Annotated in this window: 10 protein-coding genes; 3 read left to right on the top strand and 7 right to left on the bottom strand. The window is 59.8% G+C overall.

Annotated features, from left to right (window positions below; translation table 11 throughout):
- The first annotated feature begins 1 nt into the window (after window position 1).
- From H585_RS0106605 to metG, 3 genes are all read left to right on the top strand, one after another.
- A complete protein-coding gene (locus H585_RS0106605; protein ID WP_027367247.1) occupies window positions 2–844 on the top strand; it encodes an LpxI family protein in 843 nt (280 codons plus the stop codon).
- 138 nt (window positions 845–982) lie between these two features.
- A complete protein-coding gene (locus H585_RS0106600; RefSeq protein ID WP_027367246.1) occupies window positions 983–2,098 on the top strand; it encodes a PSP1 domain-containing protein in 1,116 nt (371 codons plus the stop codon).
- A gap of 226 nt (window positions 2,099–2,324) precedes the next feature.
- Window positions 2,325–4,307: a methionine--tRNA ligase gene (gene metG / locus H585_RS0106595; RefSeq protein WP_027367245.1), complete on the top strand. Its 1,983-nt coding sequence runs from the start codon at window positions 2,325–2,327 to the stop codon at window positions 4,305–4,307.
- Between the two features lie 330 nt (window positions 4,308–4,637).
- Here metG and H585_RS0106590 read toward each other — a convergent pair whose 3' ends face one another.
- The 7 genes from H585_RS0106590 to H585_RS20890 form a co-directional block, all read right to left on the bottom strand.
- A complete protein-coding gene (locus H585_RS0106590; protein WP_027367244.1) occupies window positions 4,638–5,456 on the bottom strand; it encodes a nitroreductase family protein in 819 nt (272 codons plus the stop codon).
- A 14-nt stretch (window positions 5,457–5,470) separates the two neighbouring features.
- Complete coding sequence (locus tag H585_RS0106585) at window positions 5,471–5,980, bottom strand: DUF2867 domain-containing protein (protein WP_027367243.1); 510 nt, start codon at window positions 5,978–5,980, stop codon at window positions 5,471–5,473.
- A gap of 140 nt (window positions 5,981–6,120) precedes the next feature.
- Window positions 6,121–6,792: an adenylate kinase gene (locus H585_RS0106580; RefSeq protein ID WP_027367242.1), complete on the bottom strand. Its 672-nt coding sequence runs from the start codon at window positions 6,790–6,792 to the stop codon at window positions 6,121–6,123.
- Between the two features lie 470 nt (window positions 6,793–7,262).
- Entirely contained in the window at window positions 7,263–8,285 is a 1,023-nt protein-coding gene (gene tilS, locus H585_RS0106575; RefSeq protein WP_027367241.1) for a tRNA lysidine(34) synthetase TilS, read from the bottom strand.
- Between the two features lie 150 nt (window positions 8,286–8,435).
- Complete coding sequence (locus H585_RS0106570) at window positions 8,436–9,254, bottom strand: MBL fold metallo-hydrolase (protein ID WP_027367240.1); 819 nt, start codon at window positions 9,252–9,254, stop codon at window positions 8,436–8,438.
- Window positions 9,255–9,473: 219 nt separating this feature from the next.
- Window positions 9,474–10,754 carry a glycosyltransferase gene (locus H585_RS0106565; RefSeq protein WP_027367239.1) on the bottom strand — a complete coding sequence of 427 codons (1,281 nt, stop codon included), beginning with the start codon at window positions 10,752–10,754 and terminating at the stop codon, window positions 9,474–9,476.
- Between the two features lie 15 nt (window positions 10,755–10,769).
- Window positions 10,770–12,992 carry a CHASE2 domain-containing protein gene (locus tag H585_RS20890; protein ID WP_051182975.1) on the bottom strand — a complete coding sequence of 741 codons (2,223 nt, stop codon included), beginning with the start codon at window positions 12,990–12,992 and terminating at the stop codon, window positions 10,770–10,772.
- Between the last annotated feature and the right edge of the window lie 324 nt (window positions 12,993–13,316).

Raw genomic sequence — 13,316 nt, 5'->3', positions numbered from 1 at the left:
CATGGCCGACGCCTACAGCGGCAAAGGCACCCTCGGCCTCATCGCCGGTGGCGGCCGTTTTCCATTCCTCATCGCCGACGGGGCGCGCAAGAGCGGTCTGCGCGTGGTTGCCGTTGGTTTTCGGAGCAATACCGACCCTGGGCTGCCTGCCTGCGTAGATGAGTACCAGGAGTTGCGTCTTGGGCAGCTCGGCAAGCTCATCGACTTCTTCAAGTCACGTGGCGTGGACAGGGTGCTCATGGGCGGGACCATCAACAAAGCCAGAGCCATGGACATCATCCCGGACTTCCGTGGCGCCAGGTTGCTACTCAAACTCGGGGGCAAGGGAGACGACGCGCTTTTGCGTGTCATCAGCGACGAGTTGGCCTCCGAGGGTATGCCCGTGCGACGCGCCCATGAACTTATCCCGGAACTGCTCATGCCCGAAGGCTTCCTCGCAGGTCGTCGGCCAAGCACCGAAATCATGGCGGATATTCGTTTCGGCTGGTCTGTGGCCAAGGAACTCGGCCGCCTAGATATCGGGCAAACCGTTGTAGTGCGCCGCCAAGTCGTGGCTGCGGTGGAGGCTCTGGAAGGCACGGACAATGCTATCCGTCGGGGCTGTTCCCTCGCTGGACAAGGGGCGGTGGTAGTAAAGGTTTTCAAACCAGGGCAGGATGAGCGCCTGGACCTCCCCTCGGTGGGGCTGACCACCATTGAAACCATGCGCGATGCAGGCGCAGCCTGTCTGGCCGTGGAAGCCGGCCGGAGTTTGTTCTTCGACCGCGAACAGGCCCTTTCGGCCGCCAACCGGGCCGGCATCGCTGTTGTCGGCGTCAGCGACAGCCTGCTGGCCGGCGACTGAGATTCCTGTTTTTTCCCTCCTTGCCCTTGCCAATACCCTTTGCGGGGCGCATTTGAACTTCACACCACTTTCATCTAAGTTGTTTTTCTTTTTACGAGAGAACGCGGAGGCCACGGGCTCCGCTACACAGAGGCAGCAATGAGCCACATACTTGGCGTGAAGTTCAAGGACTACGGTCAGACATATCATTTCTTTTCAGGGGCATTCGTTGTTTCACCGGGCGATGCGGTGCTCGTGGAAACCGAGCAGGGCCTGGGATTGGGCACGGTCGTGGATGTATCGGAAGCTTTGCCTGAAGGCTTGGACTCCGAGAGCGTCAAGACCATCTTCAAGGTTGCGGGGGAAGAAGACGTAAAGACCGCGATGGAGAACGAGGCCCTGGCGAAGGATAGCTTTCGTTATTGCCGAGGGCGCATTCGCGAGCGCGCGCTGGAAATGAAGCTCGTGGATGTGGAAGTCTTCTTCGACCGAAGCAAGTTGATCTTCTACTTCACCGCGCCAGGACGTATCGATTTTCGCGAGCTGGTCAAGGATCTTGTGCGGGAGTACCGCACGCGTATCGAATTGCGTCAGATCGGCGTGCGACACGAGACGCAAATGATCGGCGCCGTGGGCAACTGTGGTCAAGTTTGTTGCTGCCGGCGGTTTCTGCGCAAGTTCGAACCCGTGACTATCAAAATGGCCAAGGAGCAGAATCTTTTCCTAAATCCGGCGAAGATATCCGGCATCTGCGGCAGACTGCTGTGTTGCCTTGCCTACGAGCAACAGAACTACGAACACTTCCAGAAGCAGTGCCCCAAAACTGGTAAGAAGTTCCAGACGACTTTTGGTACTGTCAAGGTGCTGCGTACCAACTTTTTCCGTCAAACCGTGTCCATCCTGCCTGAAAGCGGAGATGAACAGGAATTGAGCGTGGAAGAATGGACACGCATCATCGTCAAGGCACAAGATAAGGAGCTGGAACAGGCCACAAGCCAAGCCATTAGCCCATCCCAGGGCGCACAGGTCGATACCGAGAGCGTAGCGCAAGAGGATTTGGCGGGAGATGATGCAGAAGCGCTCTTGGATATTCCCGAGGACGCCTCGGATGCCGACGGAGAGCAGACAGCTGAGGCCAAGCCAGGTGTATCTCGCCAGGGTAAGGCTCAAGGCCAGCCGCAGCAGACCCAAGCCCAGGGGCAGGAGCGCAAAGGCAAGTCGCGACGGCGGCGCAGGCGCAAGCCCAAAGGCAAGGGCTCGGATCAAGCTGAGTAGCATCCACCGGCGCCCGCAAAAGCGGGCGCTTTCCGTGTTTGTTGCCAAAGGCATGGACGCCTTCAGTAAACGAGCTGCGTGGGCCAGGACGCCTGTCAGGTATGAAAGCCGCGAAGCAGCCAGGAGCCATGCTGAAATCTGCTTGCCTGCTGTGAAATTGAACAGATACAGGATGACCTTTTCAGCAGTTTGATACGAAGCCCTGCAAGTCGTACGGAGGAGCACGTTGGACCGTTTTTACATCACCACGCCAATCTACTACGTGAACGGCAGTCCTCACCTGGGTCATGCCTACACAACGCTGGTCGCTGATTCCTTGGCCAGGTTTCATCGGGCCATGGGTCAGGAAACTTTTTTTCTTACCGGCACGGACGAACATGGCGACAAGATCGTGCAGGCTGCGGACAAGGCTGGGACCACTCCACAAGCTCTGGTGGACGCTAACAGCGCCGCGTTCCGCGAGCTGTGGAAGCGCTTCGGCATCACCAACACCGGCTTCGTGCGCACCACGGAAGAGCGGCACAAGCGTTGCGTGCAGGCCATCTTGCAGAAGGTTTTCGATGCCGGCGACATCTACCATGGTGAGTACAGCGGCCACTACTGCTTCGGCTGCGAGCGCTTCCTGACCGACAAGGAGTTGGTGGACGGCAAGTGCCCGGATCACCAGATCGCTCCCGAACTTATCAGCGAGAAGAATTACTTCTTCCGTATGTCTAAGTATCAAGGCTGGCTGGCTGAGCACATCAAGGCCAATCCCGGCTTCATCCGGCCGCAACGCTACGAGGCCGAAGTGCTCAGCATGCTTGAGGGCGGAGTCTTGGAGGACCTGTGCATCTCGCGTCCTAAATCGCGGCTGACCTGGGGCATCGAGCTGCCTTTTGATACGGATTATGTGTGTTACGTCTGGTTCGACGCGCTGCTCAACTATGTCTCGGCCCTGGGCTGGCCCGAAGGTGAGGATTATCGCGCCTTCTGGCCCGCGGTCGAACACCTGGTGGCCAAGGATATCCTCAAGCCGCACGCCGTGTTCTGGCCCACGATGCTAAAGTCCGCCGGACTCACGCCCTATAGGCATCTCAATGTGCATGGATATTGGCTCGTGCGCGATACCAAGATGTCCAAGTCCCTGGGCAACGTGGTCGACCCCCTGACCATGGCGGACAAATACGGCCTGTCCGCCTTCCGTTATTTCCTGTTGCGCGAGATGCAGTTCGGCAGTGATGCGAGCTTCTCCGAGGAGGCCCTGGTGGGCCGGCTCAACGCCGACTTGGCAAATGACCTGGGCAATCTGTTCAGCCGCACTTTGACCATGACCAGCAAGTACTTCCAAGGCCAAGCCCCGGATGGCCAGGTGGAAACGCGGGATAACTCCGAAATCCTGGAGCTGGCCCGCACGGCCATGGAGAATTACCAGGCTCAGTTCGCGGAATGCGTTTTCTCGCGAGCCTTGGAATCCTTATGGGAGCTTGTGCGCGGCCTGAACAAGTACGTGGACTCCCGCGCGCCATGGACTCTGGCTAAGGAGGGGCGGACCGAAGAACTGGCCACAGTCATGGCCACGCTGCTCATGCTTCTACGTAAAATAGCCTTGCATCTTGTGCCGGTCATGCCCGATGCTGCCGATGAGATGCTCGTTCAGCTTGGACAGGCCAACGCAGGGCGGGGAACTCTCAAGGACGAGCTGTGCTCCTGGACCAGGATTGAGCCGGGCACGGAGATTGCCGCCAAATCCAATATCTTCCCTCGCGTGGACCTTGCAGCCGAGATGGCTGCCACTCCGGCCAAGTCCGAGGCTGCGCCCAAGCCCAAAGCCAAGCCCCAAGTCAAGGGTGAAGCCAAGAAGGAGCAGGCCGCCAAGGCCGTTCCGGCTTCCGAGGAGTTGGCAGAGGTCGAGTTCCAGGATTTCCAGAAACTCGACCTGCGCGTCGGCATGGTCCTGGATGCCATGCCGCATCCTGATGCCGACCGTCTGCTCAAGCTCACGGTGGATATTGGCGAGCCTGCTCCGCGCCAGATTGTCGCCGGCCTGGCTGAGTTCTTCACTCCGGAGCAGATCAAGGGGCGCCTGGTGACCGTACTTGCCAACCTCAAGCCGCGCAAGCTCCGCGGCCTGGAATCCCAGGGCATGGTGCTGGCGGTGCGTACGGATAGCGGTATGGAGCTGCTTACGCCCTCCGGCGAGGTCAAGACAGGCAGCAAGGTTTCCTGAGCACGTAGAGTCAAACCAAAACCGAACTTGATCAAGCCTGGCCTTTCAGGCTGAAGTGCGACACTCCTGCAGAAATACGAGAAGCAGGAAGCGGCTGCGGGTTATCAAACCCGCAGCCGCTTCATTTTGAACAGTCTATGGCCGTTTGCTTAGAGCATTTTGCACAAGAGCTGGCAGAAACTGGGCAGGGCTTTGCCCTCCCAGACCCTCCCACCAGGGAAATGATTCCCCTGGACCCCCATTTCAAATGCAATCTGCTTTAAAACTATGAGGGCTTTATGCAGAGAGCAACGCACCGTTCACTGCAATTCATTGTCTTGGCAGAGTACTTTAGCGCCAGCGCACACTGGGCGCAAAGCGTTCCGGTATGCGGCTATAACGATATTTGGGGTAACCCAGCAGGATGGCGCCGTAGACCTGATCCTCTTCAGGCAACTCCAGGAGCGTGCGCAACTCGGCAGAGTTGTTGGCAGCCCAGGTGACATAACCGGCCCAACAGGTGCCCAGATCGTGCGCCAAAGCTGCCAGCTCGACATATGTGATGGCAGCGGTACAGTCCTGAGCCATGAAGGGCACGTCGGCCGGGGCATGAGCCAGGAGCAGGTGCGGCGCTCCGCGGCAGATCATATCTTGTCCAGCCATGAATAAGGACACCAGGCCCGGCAGGCGCTGTTTCTTGGCAGCTTCCATATCCTGGGCCATCATGTCCTTCATCCAGTGGATGACCAGCTCGGCGACCTTCCTGACCTCCTCCGGCTTCTCGAACATGATCCATTTCACGGGCTGCCGATTGCTGGCCGATGGGGCCCAGCGGGAGAGGTCCAGAACTTCTTCCAGCACATGGCGCGCAACGGGCGCGGGCTTGTAGGCGCGGGTCGATCGCCGACGCATGAGAAAGTGTTCGGCAGCATCCGCACTGATGCGTAGACCCGGCTCAACAGGAGTGCAGTCGTCGGGGGTCATGCCTTCCAGGGCAATGGCGCCCTTGGGGCAGGCGGCCACGCAGTGACCGCAGGCGATGCAGAATGCGCCTGCGCCCTTAAGAAGCTGGGGCTTGTTGTCTTCCATTCTGTACAGCTTAAGTGGACAGATTTCGGCGCAAATGCCGTCGCCCACGCAGCGGCTGTAGTCGATGTGGATGCTTGGCATGTTTTTATCCGTATTCAGCGCGCCCCAGCCCTGGCCATGGCCCACACGAGAAGATGGTGGAAGGGGCGGATGAGGTTAAAGTAGATGGGCCCGCGCTGGTCCCGGTAGCTGACCAAGGTCATAACGTGATGGCGCCAGCGCCCTTGGGGCAGCGGCTCCGAAGCGACCCCCAGAATGCCGCGCAGATGTCCGTCGGCGGCTTCGGCCAGCCAGTACTCGTTCGCCTTGGCCAGGACTACGCTGAAGAACCGCAGCCGGCCATTAACCTGCATGGGCACGTCCTCGGCAGTCAACGCACGGCGGTCACCCGACGGATTTTCAAGCCTCATTAGCCAGGCCAGCACAATTCTTACCGCAAAGAGCATGCGTACCCAAGCCGGCGAGTAGGAGAACATGGCAGCCACGAAAGGTCTGAGAGGCTTGGTCGACTCGACGATCTTGATGTCGGCGTGGTCCACTGGATGGATGAGTTCCAGGATCTGCGGATAACGAACCAGGATAGGCCAGTGGGGATACGCAGCCATGCTCTTACTCCTTGCGTGGGTTCGATGCAAGGCGGGACATATCCTTGCCGGGAGAAAAAAGGAAGTGTTAAGGAGGTGTTGTGGAAAAGCGAGAAGGGAGAGCCTTGCGGCTCTCCCTTCGTATATGGAGGATGGTGTGCTTAATCCAACTGGGAAAGCAGCGTCTTTTTAATGGAGTCGATGCTGCCTTCGCCCTGGAGTTCAATGTACTTGCAGCCGCTCGTGGCGCACTTGTCCTTGAAGAAATATGCTGCAGCCAGGGTGCCGGTCTTGGTGTCGTAGTAGATGTCGTGGCGCTTGCCGATGGCTTCCTCGTCCTGGTCGTCGGAACGGGACTTGAGGGCGCCGCCGCAGACACGGCACTTGTCGCCGTTGGGCTTGATGGCGTCGATAAAGATGTTGTTCGGGTGGTTGGGATCGTTCTCGCACAGACGGCGGCCCATGATGCGGTTCTTGGCCACTTCGCGCGGCAGAAGGATCTCAATGACGTAGTCGAGCTTGACGTTGTCCTTCTTGAGGGCTTCAAAAAGCTTTTCGGCCTGGACGATAGAGCGGGGGAAGCCGTCGAGCAGCCAGCCGTTCTTGCTGGAGCTCTTGAGCACATCGAGAACCATGGGGATCGTGATGTCGTCGGGAACCAGCTCGCCGCGGTCGATGAAGGCCTTGGCCTTCTTGCCAAGCTCGGTTCCGCCTCCGATGTGCTTGCGGAAAATGGCGCCGGACTCAATGTGATCGAGATCGTACTTTTGCTTCACAAGAGAGCCCTGAGTGCCCTTACCGCTTCCATTAGGTCCAAAAATAAGGATATTCACGAAAGGCCTCCTATTGTTTCAAATTTCACAAGCTTTTATCCTCTCGGTCCAGACCTGTCAATGTAGGAACTTGTTGTTAGCATGATTCGACAGTATCAATCATAATAAGGCCCTTAGCCTCGGCAGAGCGAAAGCGGCAGGGGCAGAGAAGCGTTACGAAGGTCAGTGGTCTGCATAAGAAAGGGCGGCGACCGTCGCGCTGGCACGGTCGTTCGTGAGGTTGGCGGGCAATTCCATATTGTCCGGTGCAGCATTGAATGGAGTATGCGTCGAAGTCGAGACAAGTTAGAGTTCCATAACTTTCAAGCCAGGTTGCTTCACACTGGCAGAGGCCAGATAATTCATGAGTTCTGCTCGTGCGGTTTGCCGCGAAGTGCTGTGATGTTCCGCAGTAGCGAGATGCTTCGATGCTAGGCCAAGGATACGGACAGAGCATGTTGTTTAGCAGAAATTCTCTCGAACTGATTCCATCAAGGCGCGGCGCAGAAGCGCAGGACACTTCGCTCCAGGCATGCTTGCTTGCCGCCGGGAAACTGTACGCGTGAACCTGACCGCCGGGCGAGAACCGCCTCGTCCAGCCGCAACAGATTTTTCCAGAGCACCTGACCGGAAGCCAGCCCATCAAGCAGAGCTTTGTAGATCCGCAGTCGCATGGCCGGGTGCAGCGCAAGAAGCGCGTCCAAGGGCACGCTGAATTGGTTCCTTCCCGCTTCGTAATGGATGTCCAGTTTTGTCTTGAATTCAAGCAAGAACTGGCGGTCGAGTTCGGCGATGCGCCACAGGCGAGCCATGGACTCCAGAAAATTCGGGTTCTCACGCAGGAAGAGCGGCAGAATATCCAGCCGGACCCGGTTGCGCAGGAAAGCCGGGTCGGTGTTGCTCGGGTCTTCGCGCCAGGACGCGCCGATATTGCTCAAGAATTCGCGCAGATTCGTGCCGGGCGTGAGCAGCAAGGGACGCAGCAGATTGCGCTGCGGATCATATGCCGGCATGCCGGCCAACTCTGGCCAGCCTGTGCCGCGGATGAGCCGCATGAGCGCGTCTTCGGCCAGATCATTAAGATGGTGCGCCGTGAGCAGCAGGTCGGCGTTCTGTTCGGCCAAAGCTTTTTGGAAGAAGCCATAGCGCGCCTGGCGGCCGGCTTCCTCGATGCCCGTGCCGTTTTGCCTGGCGAGCCCGGACACGTCCAGTTTTGCTTCATGCAGCGGCACATCCTGGGCAGCGCACAGTTCGCGGCAGAAGGCCGCATCCTGGCCCGACTCGGGCCGCAAACCGTGGTCCACGTGCGCGGCCAAAAGGCTTATGCACATGCGCGGGGCGAGGTACCGCAGGCAATAGAGCAGGGCCGTAGAGTCCGCGCCTCCAGACAGAGCAACCAACAAGCGCTTGCCTTTCAGGTCAAGGTCCAGGTCCTTGCGTATGAAGCGCTCCACGCGCAGGCAGAAACGGGCGGCCTTGGGCGGTAGGTCCTGGAGCCGTGACGGCGGGGGCATCGGGTTCCTCCGAAGCAAAAGGCTGGGCAAGACAGGCTGCGCTTGGCCAAATGTCTCGTCAGCCTGTGATTATGCAGGGCTCGATTGGGACGCGCAAACCACTCCAGCTTTCAAACTTTGGATAGCCTGCGTTCATCTGTCCGAAGTTAGCTAAAACTCTACTTCCATGTCCTGGGCCGCAGCAAAGCAATCCAGGTCGGGCGCGGCGAGTGCGGCCTTTTCGCGGCATTGTCGTTCCATGGCCAGGACCTCGGCATCCGTTCGATCCTGATTGTGGTGATACAGGGCCAAGCGCCTTGCTCCGGCCCTGAGTGCCAGCTCCAAGGCGCGCTCCTGGCTTGAATGACCCCAGCCCTTGCGCAGGGCGTATTCGGACTCGGCGTACTCGGCATCGTGCACCAGCAGCGACGCGTTTTGGGCAAAGGCCGCGTAACGATCCAAAGCGGGCTCCCCATCGAGTTCATTGTCCGTCAGAAATACCAGCCGGCCGCTTTCGTCCTCGAGAGCGTATCCCTGTCCGGGCGAGGGATGGCTCAAGGGAATGGCTTCGACATTGAAGCCGGCCACGGTCTCGGCTTCGCGCAAGTGTGCGAAGGACAGTCTCGCCTGCACAGAGGCGAACGGAACGGGAAAATACGGCTGGCGCATGAGCGCGGCAAGTGTCGCTTGCGTTTCTTCAGCTGGCAGCGGCCCGTGGATGGTTATGCGGAAGCGGTCATCGTAGAGCGGCTTGAAGAAGAGCAGCCCCAGGATGTGGTCCCAATGGAAGTGGGTCAGCAGTAGATGAATGGGCTGGGGCTCGCCGGCGGACAGGGCATTACCCAGTCCGCGCAGGCCTGTGCCGGCGTCGATGATGACGCTCCCTCGGCTGCCGCGGACTTCCAGGCAAGCGCTGTCTCCTCCGAAACGGGTGTAGGCTTTACCTGAGACCGGTATGGAGCCGCGGACACCCCAGAAACGCACATGCATGCGGATACCCCTACAAAGTTCCTCGATTATCGACAGTACATTCCTCGTCGAGGAGGTAGCCCGCCATGCAACCTGCGACCGCTTGGACCAGTTGAGATTGTTGGACTTACCTGTACTCAGGTAAACACAAAGCCTGATACGGTCAACCTTTCGGCCGCATATCGTCAGCAAGACCGTACCTGTGCGACAAGAACAAGCCGGATATTTCTGGTTAGGCCATCAGGCTGGCGAGGGGGGGCGAACAGATACGCTAGCTTTGGCCTCAGGCTTGCGGTTTCCGAGCACGACCCGCATGAGGTCCAGGTGCGCGGGCATGAGCCGCTTAAGGGCGAAGCGTTGTTCAATGGTCTCTCTGGCACTTTCGCGTAGCGGCCGCAGCTCTGCCTTGCGCTCCAGGGCCTGGCTCACGGTCGCAGCCAGCTGTTCGGGCGAGAAGAAGGGCGTCAGCAGACCGTTTACGTCATGGCGCAGTACCTCGCGCACGGGCTGTGTGTCCGAGGCCACTACCAGGCAGCCGCAGGACATGGCCTCCAGCAGCGACCAGGACAGCACGAAGGGCCGCGTCAGGTAGACGTGGACATCCGAGGCCTGCAGGAGACGCCTGTACCGGCCATAGGGCAATGCTCCGGGAAAGTGCAGCCTGGATGTGTCCAGATCCAGCCGATCCAGGGCCTGCTGCTTGTAGCTCTGGCCGGCGGGCAGGGGTTTGCTGTAACAGACCCGGTCTTCGCCCGCGACCACGATGTGGCAGCCTGGCCGCTCCTTGAGCAGCAGGGCGGCAGCCTCCATGAATTGCGGAAATCCACGATAGGGTTCCATGCCCCTGGTGGCGTAGGTCACGATCTCTCGGGCAGCGGACAAATCCAGGCCCGGAAGCTCCAGCGGACCTTCGTTTTCAACCGCCGGGCAGAAATAATCCGTGTCGATGCCGTCGTGGATGCACGCGAGCTTGGGCTGGAATTCGCGCGGGAACTGTGCGCGCTGCCAAGCCGTGGGCGAGCAGCCCATGTCGCAGCTCTCAAGGTCCAGCAGGATGGAGGCGTTTTTGGCGCGCACCGCGGCCGTGGTGCTCCAGTTTGGCGGCTGCGCGGGATCGAAGTCCACGTCCGAGCCGTGGGCTCGGTAGAACCACTCGCAATAGGCCAGGAACGCCGAGCTTGGAAAGATGTCCTTGAGGAACAGGGTCATGCCCCAACCCGAGTGGCCGTAGATGATATCCGGAACGAATCCTTCAGCCTTGAGTCCGCTTAGGGCGCGCGCCGTATCTTCGCCGTTGCGCACGGCATTCTCGAAGCCGCGGGCGAAGGGATGCACTTGGGGGAAGTCCTTGCCCACGCCTGCGGTTGCCGGGATGAGCAGTTTCCGCACGCCCGGAATGACCCATTCGGGGCGTGCGTTGCGCGTGGCGAAGACCACCCGATTGGCCGGATTGCTGCCAAAGGCTGCGGCCAGATACCTGAATTGGGCCGGAAAGTTCGGGTGTATGAACAGGACACGCATGGCGCACTTCGCAGTCTATTTTTCCGTATGAATGAATACACAGTCCCAATCCTCGGGCACGTCCTGCCGGACCAGGCTGCAACAGCGTTCCAGGTAGATCTGGTAGATGCGCTTTTCGGGCTGCAGGAGGGCCAGGGTCGTGAAGCTCTCCGCCGCCGCAGTGAAATCCCGGGCCTGGTACAGTCCGATTCCCCGCGCATGCAGCGCTCTCTCCTGGGCCTGGCCGCCGTTGTCGCCTGACATGGCCGTGAATATAGTCGTGGCGTTCTGCTTGCCCTTGACCCTGACTTTGTCCAGTTCCTGGAAAGCGAAGCTGTCCTGGCAACGCAGGGCGACCTCTTCGGAGCAGACCAGGGGCGCGCCGTAGAACTTGGTCAGCCCTTCCAGCCTGGAAGCGTAGTTCACGCCATCCCCGATGACCGTGTAGTCGAAGAGATCGTCGGAGCCCATGTTGCCCACGCGTACCGTGGCCGTGTGCACACCGATGCCGATGCTAAGGCGCAGCCCGAAACGTTGCTCGAAATCCCTGTTGAGGGTGTCGAGCTCCGCGAGCATGCGCTGCGCGGCGCGCACAGCACGGGCCGGATGGTCCTGCACGTCCAAAGGCGCATTCCAGAAAGCCATGATGGCGTCACCGATAAACTTGTCGAGGGTGCCCAGCTCGTTGGTGATGATGCGCGTCATGGGCGTTAGATAGGCCCGCAGCAACTCGCTGACCTGGGTCGGTGAGAGCTTTTCCGAGAGGCTCGTGAAGGAGCGGATGTCCGAGAAGAGGATGGTGACTTCCTTCTCCTCGCCCTGCAGCGACAAGGAATGCGGCGAGCTGACGATGCGCGAGACCACCGCAGGCGCGACATAGCGTGAGAAGGCCGTGTGCAGGAAACGGCGCTGTCGCTCCTCGTGCATGAATTTGAGGAAGGTCAGCAGCACGAAGCTCGATCCAAATGACAGGTAGGAATAGAGCGGGGAAATGTACATGCCCTTGATTGCCAGCAACCGCTCGGAGCCGAGCCAGATGGCCCAGCCCAGCAGCCCCAGGGGCAGTATCATGTACTTGGAGGCGATGCAGGTCATGAGCAGCACTGTGCCCAGGCCAGTGAACAGCAGGATCGCCAGCTCCACGCCCGGCGCCCAGTCCGGCCGCAGGATAAAGTCCTGCTGCAGGATGCTGTCCACCACATTGGCGTGGACTTCCACGCCCGGATAACCCGGTCCGAAAGGCGTGGTCCTTAAGTCCTGCAATCCGGCGGCCGATGTGCCCACGAGCACGATCTTGCCGGAAAATGCCTCGGCAGAGGCAGTGCCGGCGAGCACGTCCGCGGCGCTGACATGGGGAAAGCTGTGCGCAGGTCCCCGGTAATTCACCAGCAAGCTGCCCTGCGGGTCCAATGGCACGTTAAGGCCCTTGGCTACCCGCAGCCCTTCGGGGCCGAGCTGCCCGACCTTCAGCAGAGGAGTGCCTCCGTTGAGCGCTTCCAGGATCACGGCCAGAGCCAGGCTGGGATAGTATTTTCCCTGGTGAGCGATGAGCAGCGGCGTGCGGCGGATCGTTCCATCGAGATCGGTCAACGTGTTGTAGAAGCCGCAATGTCTTGTCGCTTGAGCCAACTTCGGCAGCGGCGCAATGATCTTCGAAGGCCTGAGCATGGTTGCCTCAGGCTCGGAAGCGCCGTCAGCCTTGGCGATGGACAGCCCCAGAGTTGGCAGGCCCAGGGACGAGGCTGTAACTGGCTCGCTTTGGCCATAATCGGAAAAGTCGAAATAGAAACTGAGCACATAGGGGCCAGAGCCGAGAATCCTGGCCAGCAGCGCATCGTTGTCCTCCAGGGCTTCGGGCAAGCCCGAGAATACCACGTCCAAGCCCAGGTCGCGCTTGAATTCCCGCCTGAGCACCGCCGGCGAGGTCCTGTCGGGTTCGGCCAACAGGATGTCCAGGCCGATGCTCAGAGCGCCTTGCTGGCGGATGCGCTCCATGAGCAGAGCCAGGCGGTAGCGCGGCCAGGGCCATTGGCCGTACTCGGCCAGGCTGCGCTCATCCAGATCCACGATGGCCACGCGTTCCGCCGTAGGCTTCGCTGGCTGCCCACGGAGCAGCAGGTCATAGAGCTTGAAGTCGAGGAACTGAAGGAATGGTGGATGGGCGATGTAGAGTCCGCCCAAACTGAGCACGAGCAGGGTGCCCGCCAGCAGATGAATCGGCCGGGAGCCGGAGCGAAACCAGGAAAATAGGCTGCGCATGACAAAGACTCCCGCATCCTGTGGGTAATATAGGGTGCGCCACGGGCGCGTTTAGAGCATTTTGCTTTTGAAAATGCTCTGCAAGCCATGCGTCGGCATGGCTTGCCGCCGCGTAGGCGTAGGCGCAATTCACTTGCGCCGTCAACGCCGGAGCGGGCGTCTTAAAAGCAATCTGCTTTAAGGGTGACTTGTATGTATATTTTTTCCCCTCGGACAACAACCACCCGCAGTTGCATCGAATGGCCGCGTGCATGCGCTGCATTTGGCAGCGTCTGGCATGCAGATCTGGGAGCGGCTTTGGATATCGATCGCTGTGGACCGTTT

Origin of the sequence: Desulfocurvibacter africanus subsp. africanus DSM 2603 (assembly GCF_000422545.1) — a bacterium.
Classification (GTDB): Bacteria; Desulfobacterota; Desulfovibrionia; order Desulfovibrionales; family Desulfovibrionaceae; genus Desulfocurvibacter; species Desulfocurvibacter africanus.
Note: the sequence above shows the minus strand (reverse complement) of the source record. Positions and strands in the feature narration are given on the sequence as shown.